Genomic DNA, 19,755 nt, shown 5'->3' with positions numbered 1-19,755 from the left:
TGTGTTGTCCGGGGACAAGTCGCTGGTCCGTATTCGCCCAGGTCATGCTCGCGACCTCAGCCACCGCTGCCCCGAGCGGATCGCCGTTGAGGTCCATCCGGGGCTTTCACGAACCGGCACCGGAGGGAAGGCGAGGCGGAACAGCGAGTCGTCCCTCAACCGGGGGGTGCACATCGTGCTGGACGCCGTCGAGTTCGACCGGCTGGCCCCGGCCGTCGCGATCGCCCGTTGGCGGGATCGGGAAACACCGCACCCCGGTGTCGAACGCTGGGTGACCCACGCGGTGACGAACGTGTTGGCGGCCGAGGCGAGAATCGAGGGCCTGCCCACAGGTCTCGCTCCGGTATCCCGGTGGTGGGCCCGTCAGCGTCCCGCCACCACTGGTGAGCCGGGCAGGTATGAGGAGACGGTGCACGGACGCCGCTACGAGAACGAGGACGGCGTCCGGGAGATCCGCCTCCTCCGGCACGGCTCGGTGAAGAACCGGCCCATTGACGACCGCGAAGTCGCGTTCGCAGCCGGAGTCGTCGCCGAAGCCCGCCCCGTGCTCAGCAACCCATGGGCCGCCAACGAGTTCCGGCTCGGCCGGTTCGAGGCACCGACCTGGGTCCGGGTGGTGGAGGTGGGATGCGCTGACGCCTCCACCCAGGTCCTGTTCTCGGGGACCCCGCAGGAGGCATTGGGCCGCTACGCCAGCGATGTCGCCGATTCCGTGGGCGAGGCCATCTCTGCACGAGGTTATCGCCCCGGGGAGGACTGCGGTCGTTGTGTGCTGGTTGACGTCTGCCCCGCCGTGCCGTCGCTGCCGGGGCTCCTCGGCGTCGATGAAGGCAGCTTCCCGAGGCGGACATGGTCGGTGACCACTGGACGGACATATCGGGACTGTCCCGCGCGAGCCCACTTCGGCAGGCTCTTCCTGCCTGGTGACCGCGCGGTGGAGGGTTCGGACGCCGTTCGTCGCGGACGGGCTGTGCACCACTGGATCGAACAGCGACACCGGGCTGTCCCGCACACCCCGTGCCGTGCTTCGGACGTCCCCGAGCCCACTGAGTCATGGTACTCCGGCGGGTGGAAAGCCATGGGAGTGCAGGCCAGGCTCGGGTCGCAGATGATCGGTGATCACGCCCTGGTGTGCCCGATTCGGGGGCTGCCCGCCGATGCGCAGGTACTGCCGGAGCATTCGATCGTCGTGTTCGACCCGGCGGTCAACGTGGTGGTGCGGATCAAAGCCGACCTGTTGTACCAGGATGACGAGGGCTGGGTCCTGCGGGAGGTCAAGACCCAGCGTGTTCCCAGCCATGGAGAACTGTTCCAGGACTACCCGCAGCTGGCACTCGCGGTAGTGCTGTCCGCCTCGGGCGTGTTGGCCGAGGGAAAGGCACGGCTCCGGGTAGAGCTGGAGCGGCTCACCAGCCGCGGGCCGATCCTCACCAGGGTGAATGCCGGTAATCCGGCCGTGCTCAGCCGTTCCCGCACGGTGCTCACCGGGCTCGTCGAGGACTGGCTGACCGACACGGTTTACCCGACCAGACCCGGCAGGGCATGTCGCGACTGCCCGTACGCCCGTTGGTGCCCGGACGCGTCGAAGGGCCAGCCATGACCGACTCCCCGGTAGGCCCGCTTCCGCCATGGCAGCGGGTCCTCGCCGCTGCACTTCGGGCCGCCTATGCCTGGTCGGTGCGGCATGAGCAGAGCATGGCCATGCACGAGGTGGCAAGGATGACCGGCGTGGTGATGGCCGCCCATGGGCCAGGCGTCGGGCCGGTGACACCAAGAGAGTTCGCCACCGCCCTGCACGGCAGACTCGGGCTGTTGCCCGCGATCGCCGACTGCGACGACGAAGCGATCAGTCATGCGGTCCTGCTCTCCGAGGGACGCCTAACCGATGTCGCCTACGACCTCGCCTGCGAATACGCGGCCCCGCTGGGAGAGGCCATCGACAAGGCGGCGTGGCTTCCCACGTGGACGGTGATGCGAGCCGAGCAGATCCAACTGGCCGCCTATCAGGCCATGAGCGAGACCGGTAGGCAGGAGGACTACGTGGCTTCCAGGAAGTTCCTCATCGAGCATCCCGCTGCCGCGTCCCAAGCAGAGCTGAGCGAAACAATTAGTGAACGCGGAGTCCAGCTCGCCCCCGGGGGGTACCAGCCGATCCCGACCGACCAGGTCCACCGGGTGGGGGCCGGGCCGGGCTGGTGGTGGCCATGCCCTACCTGCCGGTGGCCGATGGCCGTCACCGGCAGCCGGGTCCGGTGTCGTTACCGGCCACATGCCACTTCATACCGGATCACCCCGGACTCGCGATCCTCGGCCCGGCCGAGGCTGACCCGTGTCGACTCGGGCCCGCGCGTGGCCATGCCGGTGGCGCGGCCCACGGCCGACGCCGTCTGCGTGGAGACCGGTATTTGGCGCTATGTCGTCGTACCTGGCGCCAGCGAGCTGCGTCTGTACGAGGCTCTCGCCAAACTCGGTGCCTCGGTTCAGCTTTGGCCAGAGCACGACGACTATGACCTCCTGGTCACGGTGGGGACCGCCAAGCACAGGGTGGACCTCAAGGAGTACCAGTCCGTAAGGCGCCTCCTCGCCAAGTTGCGTGGCGCACCACCTGGCGTCGAGATAGTCCTGCCCGACACGCATGAACATCAGCTCGTGGTTCTCAAGGATGCCCTGCCGAGGGTCGTGCGGGTCACGACCGAGCGGCGGTTCGTCGCCAGGATCCGCAAGCAGCTCAAGGAGAACTCGTGACCGAGCGCACGAACCACACCAACGGCGGCAGGGTCCTGCCCAGGGTGATGGCCGCCGCGACCGGATTGGCCGCGGACCTCTTCCCGATCGATGGGGACGGGATCAGCTGGACCACCACCCGGGAACACGTGCTGTTCATGCTCGACGGGCACATCTCCGAGTGGTCGGGGTGGTCGGACACCGGTATCGCGGCGGGACGCCGCCGGTTGCGTTGCGCACTTCTACTCAAGCGTCGCCTCAACGACCTCGCCAACGCCGAGACTGCGGGAACCACACTCGACCGCTTGCTGCTGGACGGCAAGATAAGTGGATGTCGGGCCGGAGATGACTACAAGGCTGGTGCGAGCGGCAAAATCGTGGTGGACGCGGGCATGTCACTCGCGGATTTCATCGACACCGCTCTCGACGACCTGGACACCCTCCACGCCAACAGAAAACAGGCTCTCCCTCCGGCGATGCCGGGCACCCACACCACGTCCATCCGGGTGCCAGGACCCGAGGGGACGGCTGATCGCTACGTCGACTTCCGCTTCGACATCCAGCCGCACCACCGTGATCCCGCACAGCCACCGCCCACTGTCATCGACTCACCCCCTTTGGACGACCTGTGGGTGCCCTTCAAGGAACTCGCGCAGATCGCCGAACTGCTGGACGGGTGCCCGGATATCCCGGGGGACCACCGCACGGGGGCGGTGCGCAAGTTCGAGAAGTGTGTGCGGTCAAGGGAGGCCGACCAGGTCAAGGGGCTTGACCTCACCGCTGGCAGGCTCAACGCACTCCTCGCCTACACGGGCTTTGGCAAGTCGGTCGTCCTCGTCGAGGTGCTCGCGTGCTGGGCGGTCAGGCAGCAACACGTGATCGCGTTCGTGCTGCCCACGAACGCCGATGTCGTGAAGGTCACTCACCAGATCGAACGGGCGGTCGAAGCGGTAGGGCTCACCGGCGAGATCGTCGCGCTCACCTCGCCGCGTTCGCGCATCCACGTCGCCACGGAGGCAAGCTCCCGGGTCTCCGGAACGGGTCCGGACATCGACTGGATCTGGGACCGTTTTGGCTACGGGTGTGCCCTGTCCGCTGTGGCTACCAGCGATGGCGCGGTCGACGGATGGATCCCCGGGCGAGAGCCGTGCGCGACCCTGCGCTCACATGTGCCGAAGGCAAAGGCGCGCGCCGTGGCCTGTCCGTGGCGCACCACCTGTGGTCGTTTCCAGGCTTCGAGAGCGGCCTGCACAGCTGACGTCATCGTTACCACCCACGGGAACCTTTTGCTGGGTGTCCTGCAGACTCCGGTGTACGACGGCTATGTCGTGAACGACCGGCTCAGCGTTGAGGAACTGGTGTTGCGCCGGTGCCAGGTAGTGGTCATCGACGAGGTCGATTCGTTCCAGCGGACAGCGATCGACCAGGCAGGCCGCGGCCTGGTCCTGGACCAGGCCGGGCACACGAGGACACCGCTGCGTGCACTCGACGAGGACTTCGGCGCGGCTTTCGGCAAACTGCTCGACGAGGTCGACGCGAACGTGCGCGACGCCTACTTCAACCTCCGCTACCTGTCGGAGAACTACGTCAGCCACCTGTCGTATGAACGTCTCGGGCCGGCCAGACGGAGCAAGAAGCCCCGCAAACCCGGACCAGGACGGGCCTGGATCGTCCCGCGCCACCGGGACAACTGGCTTGCCGCGCGGCTCTTCAACGTCAATCCCGATGATCAGGTCAGCGAAGACCAGATGAGGGCATTCCTGTCGCTCTTTTCTGGCAGCGCGTCGTCGGCGCCGAACGAACCCGACGGATACCCCGAAGCCAGGCGGCAGATCGAGCTAGCGGTGCGGACTGGAGCCGCGGGCACCGCGATCCCACAGGCTCGGCATGTTCTTGGCCATCTGGTTCCATCCCTGTCCGAGACGGAACGGCGCGAGTTCGTCGACGAGGTGCTCCGCCGCGCCATCCTCGAACACATCAGGGGATCACTGCACCGGTTGATGGCGAACAACTCCCAACTGGTGGACATCGGTGTGGAGTCGGCGCAGGCGGTCGCGGACGCCCTTGGCACCTACGGCCGGTGGCGAGCCACCCCGACCGGCCCACTCGGCAGACTCGTCTTCGCCTTCACCGAGTACTACGACGGAGCCGGCACCGAGCCGGCCCGTCTGACGACCACGGCCTTCGGCGGCGACCCGCACACCCACATCGTGAGTTTGGGGGACGTCACAGCCCTGGCCCATGCCCGGACCCGGCGCATCGTCCTCGGATTGTCCGCCACCTCGTATTTCCCACTCGCCCCACATCACCACGTGCACACTCAGCCTCGGTGGTGGGTGCGTGATGACTCGAGTGGGACGGTGACCATCGCCCCCGCGGTCATCGTCGATCACGAAGGGAACCCCAGCCGGATCTCAGGCGTGCAGGGCACGGCCAGGGCCGAGGCCACCCGCCGGATCGCCGGTCTGCTGTGGACGCGCCATCTCGCCCAGGAGTTCAGACGCTTGGCGTCGGAGGATGAGGAACGACAGCGGGTCCTGCTGGCCACCACCTCCTATGTGGCCGGACGGCACGTCGCGGAGGGCCTGGTCGCAGCCGGAGTCGAGGGCAGGAGGATTTGCCTTGCTGTACCGCCGGGGGCGAAGCCATCAGACCAACAGCTGTGGCGTGAGCTGGCCGCGGACCAACTCGAGCTGTTCTCCTCGTTGTCCGGTACCGACATCCTGATCGCACCGCTCGCCCGCGTGCAACGCGGAGTGAACATCATCGGGAAGAACTCGAAGTCCGCTCTCGGCTCGGTCTGGCTCATCGTGCGGCCGATCCCGGTCATCGACGAGCCGGCGGAACTGGTGGCGCACATCCAGGCGAGGGCGCTGGCCGAGCACCCCGGCCCGGTCCTCGACCCGCGCGCACTGCTCAAGGAGCGCCGCAAGGAAGCGGGCAGGTTCCTCGAAGAGATCGTCCGCTGCCCACCCTACTTCCAGAGCCAGCCCAAACCGGTGAAGCTGGGAGTCGCGGCAGAGATCATCATTGGCGCCATCCAGCTCATCGGGCGGGCGAGGCGCGGTGGTACGTCCGCGACGCTGCATCTGGTTGACGGAGCCTTCCACGACGGTGATCGCGGCACGGATCTCTCCACCCTGATCGCCAAGCTGGTGAAGGAATGGCGGCCGGAGCAACTGCGCGACATGCGCGAGTACTACGGCTCCACTCTCGATGCTTTCCTCGACTACGCCGCCAAAGCCGAAGACGGAGCAGCAAGGTGCTGATCACACTCGCCTACCGAGTTCCCCGCGAGCACCTGGCCGAACTCCTCGGCACGGTCACCGCCTACCCGCTGACTGCCCGGTTCCAGGACGCCTGGGCAACCCTTCCCCAACCTCCCCGGTACGGCGTCCTGGCCACCGGCTTGGTCGCCGCCACCGGGAAGCCGGTACAGCTCTTCCGGGAGCGTGATCTGGCGGACCGGGAACGTGAGTCCGGGGGGAAGGCACTTCTGCTCACGACGGACTCCGCTCTCGACCACCGCCTGCGGATCGCGGTGCGTGAATGGGAACGGCACAGCCGCGGTTCCGGGCCGCTCCTCCTGCCCGACTGCCTGCCCGAACCGGAACCGGCACGCCAGTTCGCCGGCTTCATCGAGTTCCGGCCAGGTGAGGTACCCCGCGCCCCCAACTCGGTGTTCCGAGTGGCAGCGTGGCAGATCGCCAAAGCCCTTGCCTACCACCCTCTCGTCATAGACGGGCGTGCCCCGGTGCGGCTGCGCATGGACACCTCGGGCCGGCTCGTCTCCTGGGAGGACGATGATCTGATCGCCACCAGCAGTGGCAGGGCGTTCGCCATGACCAACGTGACGGTGAACCTGACGACGCGTCCTGGAGTGCAAGACCTGGTACTGACTTTCGATGGTCACCTGTCACGGCTCGATCGACGCGGCACGTGGTACAGGCGGATCTGGATCGATCGCAAACCGGAAACCCCTGTGCTCGACCTACCTGTCCGGATCCGCAAAGTGGAGGGCGAGTGGCAGCGCTACCTCGATCCGGCCATCGCATCGATCCTGAAGGCGTGTCAGGTGGAATCGCTGTCGCTCCCGGAGAAGTTCCCGGACCGTCCCGCGACCCACCGGCCGAGATTGAGTTCGGGGGGAACCCAGTCGCTGGGCAGTGGACCTGGACCGAGGTTCATGCTAAGGCTGCATGAGTACATCACAGAGTACCTCCCCCAGCTCGTACCGTTGACCTACGAGCTGGACAAGGAGATCAACCTTCCCGAGCGGATCAAGAAATTCCCGAAGCACGGGGTGCTCCCGGAGTCGATCGCACCGACCGGATACAAGAAGATGACCATCGCGTGTCTCTATCGGACAGCCGAGGCTCGGGACCGCATGCTGGAGCAGCTCCTCGAGCTGACCAAGTGCCGTCCCGCCGCCGATGGGTCTCTCACGCCAGTGCACGAACGACTCAACCTGGTCGCACGCCATTGCCCGCGGCTTCTTGAACACGGCACACCAAACCGCGCCATGTTCCTCGACCACCTGGACTTGCCCAGGGAAGAGGACCACTTGGTCGTCGCATGGGTGGAGACGGAGTTCCACCCGGACATGGAACGCCCCGAGTTCGATGCCAAGCCGCACCTGAGAAGGCTGTTCGGGCACCTGGGCATCCCCACCCAATTCCTCGCCACCGAGCCGGTCGTCCTCCCGGAGGGGGCGACACGGGCCAGCCCGGAGACCCAGCGGCACGCGGCTCGATCGGCGCTCCGGGACCTGCTGCGATCGGCAGGAGTCCTCGATGAGCGTATGCGCGACGCGGTTACCAAGGACAGGCTGCGGAACAAGCTGGACCGTCGCACCCTGCTGCTCGGTATCAACGCACGTGCACAGAACGCCGCGAACGGAGAACGCCCGTTCGTCCTGACCATGACCGCGGTGCTCGCCGATCCTGCTGATCTCGAGCAGTGGCGGGTGTTGATGTACAGCGAGAGCAAGGCGCGCTGGGTCAGAGCCGCCGAGGGACTGACGGACTTCCACGCGGGTGCTATCGGCGTGACCCACCTTGGTCGCGCTGAAGGGAAGGCGGAGACCACCCGCGTGGAAGTCGAGCATCGGCTTGCCGAGCTGGTGTCGGCGGATCTGCGGAACGTACCGGTCGCGGTGTTTGTCGATGCCCAGGCAGCCAGAGCGATCTGGTCCGGCTTGCAGAACGTCCGGTTCGGGACTGGACCACTGCCTGGTGACTCCCTGCGAGCACAGGGACTGGACGTCGCGGTCATCCGCATGCACGCCGACATGGCTGACCTCGGCAGACCGGTGACCCGTGTCGACGAGGGCAACAAGGCAGTGGACAGGCTGCAGCCCGCCGCTCCGGGGAAGGGAGTTTACCGGTTGGTGGAGAGCAGCGTGCCGTCCTGGCTCTTCGCTGGCAAGTCGGCGTCCCTTGAGGCAAAACACGGCCGGACCGGCGCGTTGTTCACGCGTTGGACGCTTCCAGCCGAGCTCAGCAAGGAGCTGCGCACACCCTGGCATTCCTATACCGCGCGAGAGATCGTCATCGCCCGGTCGGGACTGTGGGATCCGGTGGAACTGGCGGCTCTCGCGGCCCGGCTGTGCGAACAACCCATTGCCTGGGACGGCCGGACGATCACTCCCGGACCTGTGCACCTGGGGATCGCGGTGGACAAGGACCACCCCGAGTATCGGATGACTGAAGCGGGCGACGAATGACATCCAGGAAACGGTGAGGCTTTCCGGGTGCTGGCACCGCCGAGTCTGACTGGCGGCGCCAGCACCCACCTTTGTCGATGCTGCTCTAGTCAAACCTCCAGCTACGGAGTTCGGTGGTGAAGATCGCGTTCAACAAGGTGCTCATGCCTTCCGGGGTGAAGTCGTCCACCTCGTAGTAGTCCTCGCACTCCGGGCCGAGTAGCAGCGGGATGCCGAGCTTGGACTGACCGGGCAGGATGACTGGGAGCACATACGGAGCCCATTCGGCATGGCGGTGGTACAGCGTCTCCAGTACCTTCCACTCCGCGCGTAGCCCAGGGTGCCGATTTTCATCCAGCGTGCCGTCGCCGACCCGCCGGAGCATCGGTGAGGCGAGCACCAGGGTGAAGTCTCGCTCCATGAAGTGACGGCGTGACCAAACGCCCCAGTGCATTCTCGGGCCTTCATCGAACTGATCCATATGTACGTCCAACCCCACGGTCAGCAAGACTTGCGCCAATCTCAGGGCATCCGACTTGAACTTGGGGGACTCGTGGGCGTAGCAGATGAACACGGATCGGGGGTTATCGACCGGATAGGTTCGCAAGCTTGCCGTTTGCGAAGGGCTGACCGTTGAGCCGCGATGGGGATCGTCCAGGGAAATCGTGAAGCTGGCCGGTTCCTGCGTGGGCAGGTACGGGGTGTTCTCGTCGACCGGCAGCGCGTATCGCACGGTGAGTCGGCAGTCTAGCTTCTTGATTCCATCAGGGGTCAGTAGGATCATCCACGCTGCTCTTGAGCCTGGTCGAGTTCCCGCGCGAGCCTGTGTCGAATACCGCCAACGCACCGATGAGCTGCCAATCCCGTACAGGTCGACTCGCTCATCAATGACGGGAAGATACGCAAGGGCGTCCTCGCTCAACTCGGTTGCCACGAGTTGCGTGTGACGGTTGATGGTGTAGGAGCACGCGGGTCGTGGATCGAGTGCCCCGTGAGGTACCGCGTCCAAAACGGTAGCCGCGGCATCACCGTCGCAATGGATCCCGATCTCGAACCACGACAGCGCCGGGCAGTCTGGCTCCAGGTCCAACTGGTAGTTCACCTTCACCAGGAAAGCCGAGGAATCGTCAAAAGTACCAGGCTCCAACTTGACTGGATGGATCTGCCACCTGTTCAGGTGAACCATTCCGATACCAACACCTTCTGGCGAGGACTCCAGCCACCTTCCGCCCTCATCAACGAGCGTCAGCGGAATCGAGACCACAACCTCATTCGGCACGTCTGAACCTTTCCGTCAGTGGCAAGTTGGAGACAGACTAGAGGTAGACAAACCGCTTATCAGTAAAAAGTGGAGATTTTCCACTATCTGTCACATTTTTGTCTAGTCGAGCCAATGCCTCCACCTCAGCAAAGGTCCTGTTTGTGATCTTGGCGAGTTCTTCGAGACCCAGAACTCCAGTCGTAGATCGTGACCTTGGCCCGAAGCGCGGCGCGGCGTAGTCAGTCCGCTCGTAGGCCCCCTACAGCGAGATCGAGGCCATGTCCCAGTGGCATCGGGACACACCGATCCCGAACGTCGAGATCGCCTGCGCGCCAACGGATCCGACGATGTGGTCCAGCTCGGGTACGATCGCGTCCAATGCCCGGCCTCCAATCATCATTCACCATGGCCGGGTCGATGCCGGAGACTTCCTCGACCGCCCACTCGCGTGCCCAGTAGGTCACCCGGTCCAGCGGTGTCGGTGAGGCCAACCAGTTCGCGACCAGTGTTTCGGTCACCTGTCCATGCGTCAGATGCGCGAGATCATGCTTCGGACAGGCCTGGTCGATGATTTCGGCACAGGTCCAGACGGCGGCAGTAGTCGGCCACCGCCGGCAACGCGCCCAATGCCTTCTCTACGCTCGCCGCGACATATCGGGCATGCCGCTGTTCACGCTGATCCAGGATTGAACACCCTGGCAGAACCTTTGGTCGGGCAGGCTGTCGGACTACCCGGCCAAGTCAACCGCTCCCATGTGCGGAAGACGGGCCTAGCCACACTCGGCCTGCGTCGGCCACGTGCTAGTCGGTCTTACCGCCGGTCCAGCAGTTCGGCTTCTTCCGCCGCGGTCAAACCGGCCTCCCATTCGCGTTCGATCCCGAGCGCACGTTCGTGATTGAGGGCCGCCACGGCGGTCTCGGCGACCGGGCGGCAGCGCAACCCGGCGTCCCAGGCCGGACCCGTGTCGCGGTCAACCACGCCCAAGTGGCTCTCTGGCAACCACAGTGGCAGGGAACGTGGCCCCTGCCAGGGCAGCACCCTAGCCGCGATGAGCTCCTCCGGGCACACCGGGACCCGCTGCAAGTCAGAGGCCCCGACCGCGGCTGCGACCTCGTCGAGCACGGTGCCCAGGGTCGTGGGCGGGCCGGAGGCGTCGAAGGTGCCCGTGATCCCGCGCTCGCCGCAGGCCACAACCCATTCGGCGAGGTCGCGGACGTCGATGATCTGGCACGGCTGGTCGGGCGCGTCGGGGACCACTGCGCGCCCGCCGCGGGCGAACCGGACCGGCCAGTACCCGAACCGGTCGGACACGTCGCCGGGTCCACAGATCAGGCCGGGCCGCACCACAAGCGCGCGGTCGCGGACCGTCTCGGTGACCGCCTGCTCGGAGGCCACCTTGATCGACCCGTACGCGCCAAAATCCTCGGGGCCCACCGGGTCCGTGTAGCGCGGTTCCAGCACCGGGTCGTCCACGCCACCCTGGCGGCGGGACAGGTCGGCATAGACGTTCATGGTCGAGACGAAAGTCCAGTGCCCGGCCGCCTCGCCCAGCTCGGCCAAGGCTTCGCGCACCCACCGGTAGGAGATGATGGCGACGTCGACCACCGCGTCGAACCGCTCGCACGCAGCGGGGCCAGCCCGTCGTCGACGTCACGGTCGACTCTTACCAATCGGGCGCCATCGGGAACCGTCCCGGACTCCCCCCGCGCCGCGCAGACCACCTCGTGTCCATGCGCCACTGCGGTGGCTGCCACCGCGCGGGAGAGGAACCGAGTGCCACCCAGTACCAGCCAACGACCCACAGCGGGCCTCCTAACCACGTCGGATGAGGGCGCGGACACTGATGGCCAGTCCCAGCAGGCACCAGACGAGTAGCACCACCAGATCCTGAGCACTCGCGCCGAACCGGTCTGAGAGCAGACCAGCGCGAAGCAGGTCGGCGGCAGGCCGGAACGGGAGCACGTCGTGGACCGCCTGGAACCACCCAGGCAACTGACCACTCGGGAAGGTGATCGGTGAGAAGAGCATCACGAAGAACACCAGCACCTGGCTGACCAGTTGGGACAGCACCGGGGACAGCAGCACCGCGAACGCGTAGCCCACCGAGACGGCCATGACCGTCGACAGCACCGCCGCGCCCACCAGCAACGGCCAGTCGATGGAGTAGTCGAGCCCGTAGCGCAGGCGAGCCACCAGCACCGTGACGGGGATACCGGGTAGCGCGATCACCAGCCAGACGACCAGGTCGGCCGCCAGCAGCAGTGGGCGTGGCACGGGCAGTGCGCGCTGGTAGGTGAAGGTGCCGCTCGTGCGGGCCCCAGCCACGCCCCACGGGCACAGGACCAGACCGATAACCATGATCAGGACGGTGGGGGCACCGGTAGAAAGCAGCTCCGCGGTGCGCGTGTTGATGTCGGGGATGAGGAACCCGAATCCGATGATGACGGCCGCCGCGATCGCCGCCTGGACGACGACGAACAGCGGCAGCATCGACCCGGTCTGGGCCATCGTCCAGCGCAGCAGGGTCCAGGTCGTCGTCGCCAGGCCGGCGCGCGGCGGGATCCCGACGGGTACCCGCGCCTCGGGGTGCGTGACGGTGGTCGCCTCAGGCATGAGCGGGCTCCTCGTCAGCGAGCGCGGCGCCGGAGCCGGCCGTTGCCGCGAGGTAGGCGTCCTCGAGAGTGACGGGCGAGAGCGTGTACCCCTCGATGCGGTCGGCCGCGCGAAGGGTGGTTGCCCACGCGACCGCAGCCTCGGCATCGGCCGCGCGGAGGGTCAGCAGCACCCGGCGGCCGGCGCGGATCCGGCGGCTGAACGGGGCGGGCAGCTCCGGTGACTCGGACGGCTCCTCGCCGTCCGGCGGCAGGGAGAGCTCGAGGCGCAGGTCCTCGTCGGTCCCCCGAAGCTGACTCGGCGATCCGGTGGCGACGACCCGGCCGCGGTCGAGCACCACGAGCTCGTCCACCACGTGTTCGGCCTCAGCGACGTTGTGGGTGACCAGCAGGACGCCGGCGCCCTGGTCGCCGAGTCGGCGGATGATCGTCCACAGCCGCCGCCGGCGGGCCGCGTCGACGTCGTTGGTCGGTTCGTCGAGGATGATCAGCGGCACCGGTGCCACCGCGGCCATCGCGAAGGCGGTCAGGCGACGAACCCCGCCGGAGATCCCACCGCCGTCCGGTCTCGCCCGCCTGCCGATCCACTCCCGGATGTCCAGGTCGTCGGCCAGGGATTCGGCGTTCGCCCGCGCGGCGGCCCGGGACATGCCACGCAGCCGCCCGGCGATCTCGATCGCCTCCCCCGGGGTCAGTCCGTCGAGGGGAGCCTGGGCCTGGGCTTGCAGCGCAACGCACTGTCGCGCCGTCGCCGGGTCCGCGACCGCGTCCACCCCGGCCACCCGGATGGACCCACTGGTGGGGCGCAGTAGCCCCACGACCTGCGAGACAAGCGTGGTTTTGCCAGCGCCGTTGTGGCCCAGCAGTCCGACCACCTCGCCGGGCCGGATTCGCAGGTTCACCTCGTCGTTAACGACAACCGTGCCGAACCGTCTTGTCAGACCCTCGATCTCCAGCACTGCGTCAATCATCGTGATCTCCGTAGTCAGCACGGCACCTCACACCACGGGCTTCGAATACCAGCGGTATATTGATACCGACGGTACGAAGATACCGACGGTGCGTCAAGAAGCTAGGATGCGGCCATGGATCAGCCCGGGGTGATGCCCGCGCCACGGACGCGACGCACCAGAGCCGAACAGAAGCGCGAGACCCGCGATGCCCTGATCGAGGCAGGTCTCGTGGTCTTCAGCCGCGACGGCTACCACGGCGCGGCGCTCGACGGGATCGCCAACGAGGCCGGATTCTCCAAGGGCGCGGTCTACTCGAACTTCGGCAGCAAGGCCGAACTGTTCCTCGCCGTGCTCGACTACAACCTGGGCGCACTGCGCGGCGAGGGCTGGGATCCCCTCGCCTCCGCGGCGACGGCGGCCGAATGCGCTCCCGGGCCGACCGGTGGCCAGGAGCGCGAGGCTGAGCGGCTGGTGCGCGGGTTCGGACTCGCGACGCTCGAGTTCATCACCACCGCCGCACGGGATGAGATGCTCATACCCGCGCTGCGCGCCCGGGTCCAGATGTTGCTCAATGCCTACGGGCGGGTCGCCGCCACCCATCGCACGGCCGAGGAGGAGCTCGCGGTCGACGAGGTCGCCCAGCTCATGGCCGCGCTCGACCAGGGCGCGTCGGTGCTCGCGCTCAGCGGCGTCGCCACGGTCGACGGGTCCCTGATGCGCTCGGGCCTGCGGCGGCTGCTGGGAATCCCGGCCGATGCCGCCGATGAGCGCTCCGCGGACCGAGCCGGCCGCGCCTCGCTGCTGCCGATCGTCGAGCAGGTGCAGCGGCTGATCCGCGACGAATCCGGCGACCGGGACAGGTAGGGACGGGCTCGCGGGCAGCCCGTCCCCGGGCTGATCCCACGCGTGCGTCCGGCCCACCCGGGGCAGCCTGTTCCAGCCCCACCGGAAGCAGCCGGACCCGTTGCGGCGCAAGGGTCTCGCTGGTTCGCGGTGGGGCCAGACCTGGCTGGTGCGGGCGGGGCCGTCGTCGTTGCGGTGCCCCGCGACTGACTACACGCGCTCGGCGTCGACCGTCGTCGCGGGTGCGGCGCCGGGCTGCTGGCGGTTCTCGAGCTTGATGCCGCACTTGCCGACCAGGGCGACGCCGGCGCCGATCGTCATCGCCACCGGAGCGGCCAGCGCCGCGACCAGGCCGATGGCCACCGGCACCTCCAGAACCACGTCGTCCTTGCTGTCACGCACGACCACGCGACGGTTGATGCCTTCGCTGACCAGCCCGCGAACGGCGTCGACCACGGAGTCGGCGGCGGAACGGGTGGACTCGGAGTTGGGCTCGCTCATGATTCTCCTCGTGCTGCGGAACTGCCTTGACACGACCATGGTGCCCTCGGCCCGGCGCCCTGCCATCAGGGTTTGTCCCTGACCCACCCCGGTCCTGTGCCAAGGTGGGCGCCATGACCTGGGATGGCGAGGACTACCAGCGCCGCTTCGACCGCCTGGCCGACACCGGCGCCGATGTGCACGGTGAGGCCGACTTCGTCCGTGACTACCGGCCGGGCTCGGTCCTCGACGCGGGCTGCGGCACCGGCAGGGTCGCCATCGAGCTGGCCCGGCACGACATCGACGTCGTCGGGGTCGACGTGGACGCCTCCATGCTCGAGGTCGCCAGGAAACGCGCGCCGCACGTCACCTGGCACCGCCGCGATCTCACGAGCCTGGCCCTCGACCGCCGCTTCGACGTCGTCGTCATGGCGGGCAACGTCCCCCTGTTCACCCCGGAGGGCACCCAGCAGGCCCTCGTCTCCGGCGTGGCCGCCCACGTCGCGCCCGGCGGCGTGCTCATCGCGGGCTTCTCCCTCGACCGCGGCTACTCCGCCGAGGACTACGACGCCCACTGCGCGGCCGCGGGGCTCACCCTCGTCGAGCGCTACGCCACCTGGGACCGGAAGCCGTTCACCGGCGGTGACTACGCCGTCTCGGTCCACCGCGCACCCGGGCACTGAGCCTCATCGGCGTTGACCGGTGAGGCGAATCCGGGTTGTGCACCGCTGCCGCTCCGTCCGGGCCGGCCGGAACTCGTTGAGCCACTCGTGAAAAGCCTCTGCCAGCCGGGGCAGTTCGCGGAGCTCGCCGAGGTGGAAGCCGCGCGCCATGTTCGCCCAGACCACGCCGAACTCGGCTGGGTCGGCTTGGTGGTGGGGGTGCGGGAGGTGGCGGGCGGCGTAGCGGGCGGCGGTCCGTTGCTCCTGGTCCCAGGAGAATCTCGTGCCGGTCACCGCATGGCGCCCAGGTAGGTGGGCACGTGCAGTTCGGCTTCGGTGGCGGACTGGACGTCGGGGATGGTGACGCCGGGGGCGAGCTCGCGCAGGGCCGGGCCGTGGGGGGTGATGTCGATGACCGCCAGGTCGGTGATCACCCGGTGCACGACGCGGCTACCGGTGGTGGGCAGGGTGCAGGTGCGCACCAGCTTCGCGGCGCCGTCCTTGGCGGTGTGTTCCATCAGGACGATGACCTTCTTCGCGCCGTGCACCAGGTCCATGGCGCCGCCCATGCCTTTGACCATGGCGCCGGGGATCATCCAGTTCGCCAGGTCGCCAGTGGCCGAGACCTGCATGGCGCCGAGCACGGCGACGTCGATGTGGCCGCCGCGGATCATCGCGAAGGACAGCGCGGAGTCGAAGTAGGAGGCGCCTGCCTGGACGGTGACGGTCTCCTTGCCCGCGTTGATCAGGTCCGGGTCCTCGGCGCCGTCGACGGGGTACGGGCCGACGCCGAGGATGCCGTTCTCGGACTGCAGCACGACGTGTTTGCCAGGGGGGAGGTGGTCGGCGATGAGGGTGGGCAGGCCGATGCCGAGGTTGACGTAGCCGTCGTCGGGCAGCTCGCGGGCGGCGCGGGCGGCCATCTGCGCGCGGGTGAGGCTCATCGGGCGGGCACCTCCGCCAGGTCGCGGGAACGGGTTTCGGTGGCCATCAGCACGCCCGCGGTGGAGATGATCGCGGCGATGATGACGTAGAGGGCCACCGGGGCGGGGCCGCCGTAGCTGGTGAGCAGGGCGGTGGCGATCAGCGGCGCCAGGGAGCCGGCGATGATGGAGGTGACCTGGTAGCCGATGGAGGTGCCGGAGTAGCGGACGCTGGTGTCGAACTGTTCGGCGAAGAACGCCGCCTGCGGCCCGTACATCGCCGCGTGCGCGATCAGCCCGCCCGCGATGGCCAGGGTGATCAGCCAGGCGTTGCGGGTGTCCAGCAGTTGGAAGAACACCAGCGCCCACAGGCCCATGCCGATCGTGCCCGCCAGGTAGACCGGTTTGCGGCCGAGGCGGTCCGACAGCGCCCCGAAGGCGGGGATGGCGACCAGGTGCACGACGTTGGCCACCAGCAACGCGTTGAGCACCAGGCTCTTGTCGAGCTTGAGGTGGCTGGTGACGTAGGTGAGCACGAACGCGGTGAGCACGTAGTAGGAGATGTTCTCCACCAGCCGCGCCGAGATGCAGACGCCGATCTCCTTGGGGTAGCGCCGCAACGCCTCCAGCGCGGGCGCCCGCTTCGGCTCGCCCGCGGCCTCGGCCTTCGCGCGGGCCTCGGTGAACACGGGCGCGTCCTCGATGGAGGAGCGGATCCAGTAGCCGAGGATGATCAGCACCGCGGACAACAGGAACGGGATCCGCCAGCCCCAGCTCTCGAACGCCGCGTCGTCCATGGTCGCGGCCAGGATGGCGAGCACGCCGGTGGCCAGCAGGTTGCCCACCGGGACACCGGCCTGGGGCCAGCTGGCCCAGAACCCGCGGTGCCGGGCCGAGCCGTGCTCGCTGACCAGCAGCACCGCCCCGCCCCACTCACCGCCGATGGCGAAACCCTGCACCAGCCGCAGCGCGGTGAGCAGGACCGCGGCCCAGATCCCGATGCTGGCGTAGGTGGGCAGCAGGCCGATCGCCGCGGTGGCCACGCCCATCATGACCAGGCTGACCATCAGCAGCTTCTTGCGGCCGAGGCGGTCGCCGTAGTGGCCGAAGACGAGCCCGCCCAGTGGCCGGGCGACAAAACCGAGGGCGTAGGTGAGGAAGGCCAGCATGGTGCCGACCAAGGGATCGCTCTCCGGGAAGAACAGCTTGTTGAACACCAGCGCGGCGGCGGAGCCGTAGAGGAAGAAGTCGTACCACTCCACGGCGGTGCCGACGAGGCTGGCGGCCAGCACGCGGCCGATCCGGGTCTGTGCTCGCGCTGGCGAGGCGGCGGCTGTGCTCATGCCGCGGAACGCTAGGTCCGCTCCCCTCGCGAACCAATGTGCGCCGACACATAATGGCCTGCTCAGGCATGTGTTCGCCGGACATTGCCGCGGTGGTCGCCGGGTCAGCAGTGTTGTCGTCCACATGACCTTGGGCGAAGGGGACAGCATGGACAAGCTGGTCGACACCGCGGCCGCCGCCGTGGCCGACATCCCCGCAGGCGCGAGCCTGGCGGTGGGCGGTTTTGGGCTGTGCGGCATCCCGGTGGAGCTGATCACGGCTCTGCACGCCGCCGGTGTCGGCGAGCTGCGGGTGGTGTCGAACAACTGCGGGGTGGCCGACTTCGGGCTGGGCGTGCTGCTCGCCGACCACCGCATCGCGCGCATGACCAGCTCCTACGTCGGGGAGAACAAGGAGTTCGCCCGGCAGTTCAGCGCCGGGGAGCTGGAGGTCGAGCTGGTGCCGCAGGGCACCCTCGCGGAGCGGTTGCGCGCCGGCGGTGCGGGCATTCCCGCCTTCTACACCGCGACGGGCCTGGGCACGCAGGTCGCCGAGGGTGGCGTTCCGCTGCGCTACGGCCCGGACGGCGCGGTTCTCATCGCCTCACCGGCCAAGGAGGTCCGGGCCTTCGCCGTCGGCGGCCGGCGCGAGCGGTTCGTGCTCGAACACGCCATCACCTGCGACTACGCCCTGGTGCACGCCGCGGCCGGGGACCGGCACGGCAACCTGGTGTTCTCCCGGTCGGCCCGCAACTTCAACCCGCTGTGCGCGATGGCCGGCCGCGTCACCATCGCCGAGGTCGAGGACCTCGTCGAGCCCGGTGAGCTGGACCCCGACGAGGTCCACCTGCCCGGTGTGTTCGTGCAGCGGGTGGTGCACGTGGGCCGGGATGTGGACAAGCGGATCGAGCGGCGGACGGTCCGCGCCAGGGAGTGAGGAGGCGGGCTGGGTGGAGGACTTCGCTTTCCGGTTGCTGGAGTTGCTCGCGGGTGGGGCGGACAGCGCCGAGCTGGCGCGCTTCGCGGTGGCCGAGCCGCGGTCCGCGACCGCGGTCGAGCTGGCGCTGCGGATCAACGCCACGGTGCACGGCCATCGGCGGCGGGAGGCCGAGCTGTCGGCGCTGGTGGACACCGCGGGCGACCTGGCGCGGCTGCGTGACCCGGATGAGGTGCTGCGCTCCATCGTGCGCCGCGCGCGCAGGCTGCTCGGCGTCGACCTGTCCTACCTGACGCTCAACGACGCCGAGGCGGGCATCACCTACATGCGGGTGACCGACGGCTCGGTGTCCACGCTGTTCCCCGAGGTGCGGATGAAGATGGGCGTGGGGCTGGGTGGGCTGGTGGCGCAGACGGCGCTGCCCTACGCCACCCCCGACTACCTCTCCGATGAGCACTTCCTGCACTCCGGGCCGGTGGACGAGGCGGTGCGCGACGAAGGGCTGACCGCGCTGCTGGCGGTGCCGCTCGCGGTGGGCGAGACCGTCATCGGCGTGCTGTACGCGGCCGATCGCGCCGCCCGGGAGTTCACCCCGGAGGAGATCGCGCTGCTGTCCTCGCTGGCCGACCACGCGGCGGTCGCGCTGGACAACGCGCGGCTGCTGGCCGAGGTCAGCGCGCACAGCCAGGACGTCGAGCGCGCCGAGCAGGCGCACGACCGGCTGATGGACCTGGTGCTGCGCGGCGGCGAACTGCCCGCGGTGGCCGCCGCGGTCGCCGATGTGCTGGGTGGCGGCATCGGCGTCTACACCGCGGGCGGCGCGGAGCTCGCGCACGCCGGGCTGCCCACCGCGGCCCCGGCCCCGGAGACGGTCACCGCCTCCTACAACTCCGGCCGGGCCACCGCCACCGAGCACGGCTGGGTGTGCGCGGTGCAGGCCGGGCCGGAGCTGCTGGGCAGCATCGTGCTGCGCACCGGCGCCGCGCTCAGCGATGCCGACCGGCGCCTGTTCGAGCGCGCCGCCGTGGTCACCGCGCTGCTGCAACTGTTGCGCCGGTCGGTGGCCAAGGCCGAGGACGAGGTCCGCGGCGAGCTGCTCACCGACCTGCTCACCGCGCCCGAGCGCAAACCCGGCACGCTGGTCGACCGCGGCAAGCGGCTCGGCGTGGACCTGACCGCCGGGCATGCGGTGCTCGTGGTGCACGCCGACGGCGTGTCCCGGCGGCGGCTGGCCGCGGCCGCCGCCGGGTTCGCCGTGTTGTGCGGGATCCACGCCGAGCAGGTCGTGCTGCTGGCCCGGACCGACGCGCCGGGCGCGCTGGCCGCCCAGGTC

Annotated in this window: 17 protein-coding genes; 8 read left to right on the top strand and 9 right to left on the bottom strand. The window is 68.5% G+C overall.

Annotated features, from left to right (window positions below):
• Window positions 1-175 precede the first annotated feature (175 nt).
• From ACWDY5_RS31345 to ACWDY5_RS31330, 4 genes are read left to right on the top strand one after another with little or no spacing between them, the layout of a single operon-like run.
• Entirely contained in the window at window positions 176-1,600 is a 1,425-nt protein-coding gene (locus tag ACWDY5_RS31345) for a PD-(D/E)XK nuclease family protein (RefSeq protein ID WP_449725746.1), read from the top strand.
• Window positions 1,597-2,745 carry a restriction endonuclease-related protein gene (locus ACWDY5_RS31340; protein WP_449725745.1) on the top strand — a complete coding sequence of 383 codons (1,149 nt, stop codon included), beginning with the start codon at window positions 1,597-1,599 and terminating at the stop codon, window positions 2,743-2,745. Before ACWDY5_RS31345 ends, ACWDY5_RS31340 begins: the two co-directional genes overlap by 4 nt.
• A complete protein-coding gene (locus tag ACWDY5_RS31335) occupies window positions 2,742-5,993 on the top strand; it encodes a hypothetical protein (RefSeq protein ID WP_449725744.1) in 3,252 nt (1,083 codons plus the stop codon). Before ACWDY5_RS31340 ends, ACWDY5_RS31335 begins: the two co-directional genes overlap by 4 nt.
• Window positions 5,987-8,449 carry an RNaseH domain-containing protein gene (locus ACWDY5_RS31330; protein WP_449725743.1) on the top strand — a complete coding sequence of 821 codons (2,463 nt, stop codon included), beginning with the start codon at window positions 5,987-5,989 and terminating at the stop codon, window positions 8,447-8,449. Before ACWDY5_RS31335 ends, ACWDY5_RS31330 begins: the two co-directional genes overlap by 7 nt.
• Window positions 8,450-8,534: 85 nt before the next feature.
• Here ACWDY5_RS31330 and ACWDY5_RS31325 read toward each other — a convergent pair whose 3' ends face one another.
• The 5 genes from ACWDY5_RS31325 to ACWDY5_RS31305 all read right to left on the bottom strand — a co-directional run bounded on the left by ACWDY5_RS31325 (window position 8,535) and on the right by ACWDY5_RS31305 (window position 13,273).
• Window positions 8,535-9,707 (bottom strand): hypothetical protein, encoded by a 1,173-nt coding sequence (locus ACWDY5_RS31325; protein ID WP_449725742.1) that lies wholly within the window; start codon window positions 9,705-9,707, stop codon window positions 8,535-8,537.
• A 221-nt stretch (window positions 9,708-9,928) separates the two neighbouring features.
• Complete coding sequence (locus tag ACWDY5_RS31320; protein ID WP_449725796.1) at window positions 9,929-10,258, bottom strand: DUF4277 domain-containing protein; 330 nt, start codon at window positions 10,256-10,258, stop codon at window positions 9,929-9,931.
• Between the two features lie 242 nt (window positions 10,259-10,500).
• Window positions 10,501-11,295 carry an epimerase gene (locus ACWDY5_RS31315; RefSeq protein WP_449725741.1) on the bottom strand — a complete coding sequence of 265 codons (795 nt, stop codon included), beginning with the start codon at window positions 11,293-11,295 and terminating at the stop codon, window positions 10,501-10,503.
• 207 nt (window positions 11,296-11,502) lie between these two features.
• A complete protein-coding gene (locus tag ACWDY5_RS31310) occupies window positions 11,503-12,303 on the bottom strand; it encodes an ABC transporter permease (RefSeq protein WP_449725740.1) in 801 nt (266 codons plus the stop codon).
• Complete coding sequence (locus tag ACWDY5_RS31305; protein ID WP_449725739.1) at window positions 12,296-13,273, bottom strand: ABC transporter ATP-binding protein; 978 nt, start codon at window positions 13,271-13,273, stop codon at window positions 12,296-12,298. Before ACWDY5_RS31305 ends, ACWDY5_RS31310 begins: the two co-directional genes overlap by 8 nt.
• A 114-nt stretch (window positions 13,274-13,387) precedes the next feature.
• On the opposite strand from ACWDY5_RS31305, the gene ACWDY5_RS31300 reads away from it, so the two are divergent.
• Window positions 13,388-14,119: a TetR/AcrR family transcriptional regulator gene (locus tag ACWDY5_RS31300; RefSeq protein ID WP_449725738.1), complete on the top strand. Its 732-nt coding sequence runs from the start codon at window positions 13,388-13,390 to the stop codon at window positions 14,117-14,119.
• A gap of 189 nt (window positions 14,120-14,308) precedes the next feature.
• Here ACWDY5_RS31300 and ACWDY5_RS31295 read toward each other — a convergent pair whose 3' ends face one another.
• Window positions 14,309-14,599, bottom strand: coding sequence for a DUF4342 domain-containing protein (locus ACWDY5_RS31295; RefSeq protein WP_283664532.1), 291 nt, complete (start codon window positions 14,597-14,599; stop codon window positions 14,309-14,311).
• Between the two features lie 113 nt (window positions 14,600-14,712).
• On the opposite strand from ACWDY5_RS31295, the gene ACWDY5_RS31290 reads away from it, so the two are divergent.
• Window positions 14,713-15,261, top strand: coding sequence for a class I SAM-dependent DNA methyltransferase (locus ACWDY5_RS31290; protein ID WP_449725737.1), 549 nt, complete (start codon window positions 14,713-14,715; stop codon window positions 15,259-15,261).
• 3 nt (window positions 15,262-15,264) lie between these two features.
• Here the strand turns inward: ACWDY5_RS31290 and ACWDY5_RS31285 are convergent, their stop codons facing one another.
• Genes ACWDY5_RS31285 through ACWDY5_RS31275 form a run of 3 tightly spaced genes read right to left on the bottom strand, consistent with a single transcriptional unit; the run spans window position 15,265 to window position 17,506 of the window.
• A complete protein-coding gene (locus ACWDY5_RS31285) occupies window positions 15,265-15,534 on the bottom strand; it encodes a hypothetical protein (protein WP_449725736.1) in 270 nt (89 codons plus the stop codon).
• Entirely contained in the window at window positions 15,531-16,184 is a 654-nt protein-coding gene (locus ACWDY5_RS31280) for a 3-oxoacid CoA-transferase subunit B (protein ID WP_449725735.1), read from the bottom strand. Before ACWDY5_RS31280 ends, ACWDY5_RS31285 begins: the two co-directional genes overlap by 4 nt.
• Window positions 16,181-17,506 carry an MFS transporter gene (locus tag ACWDY5_RS31275; RefSeq protein ID WP_449725734.1) on the bottom strand — a complete coding sequence of 442 codons (1,326 nt, stop codon included), beginning with the start codon at window positions 17,504-17,506 and terminating at the stop codon, window positions 16,181-16,183. Before ACWDY5_RS31275 ends, ACWDY5_RS31280 begins: the two co-directional genes overlap by 4 nt.
• A 148-nt stretch (window positions 17,507-17,654) precedes the next feature.
• On the opposite strand from ACWDY5_RS31275, the gene ACWDY5_RS31270 reads away from it, so the two are divergent.
• Both ACWDY5_RS31270 and ACWDY5_RS31265 read left to right on the top strand, forming a co-directional pair.
• Window positions 17,655-18,422, top strand: a complete 768-nt coding sequence (locus tag ACWDY5_RS31270) for a CoA transferase subunit A (protein WP_449725733.1) — start codon at window positions 17,655-17,657, stop codon at window positions 18,420-18,422.
• A partial coding sequence (locus ACWDY5_RS31265; RefSeq protein ID WP_449725732.1) for a GAF domain-containing protein occupies window positions 18,376-19,755 on the top strand: 1,380 nt, incomplete at its 3' end. The genes ACWDY5_RS31270 and ACWDY5_RS31265, both read left to right, overlap by 47 nt.

It is taken from the genome of Crossiella sp. NPDC003009 (genome assembly GCF_053591555.1).
The sequence above is the reverse complement of the archived record's forward strand: the minus strand, read 5'-3'. Positions and strand labels throughout refer to the sequence as shown.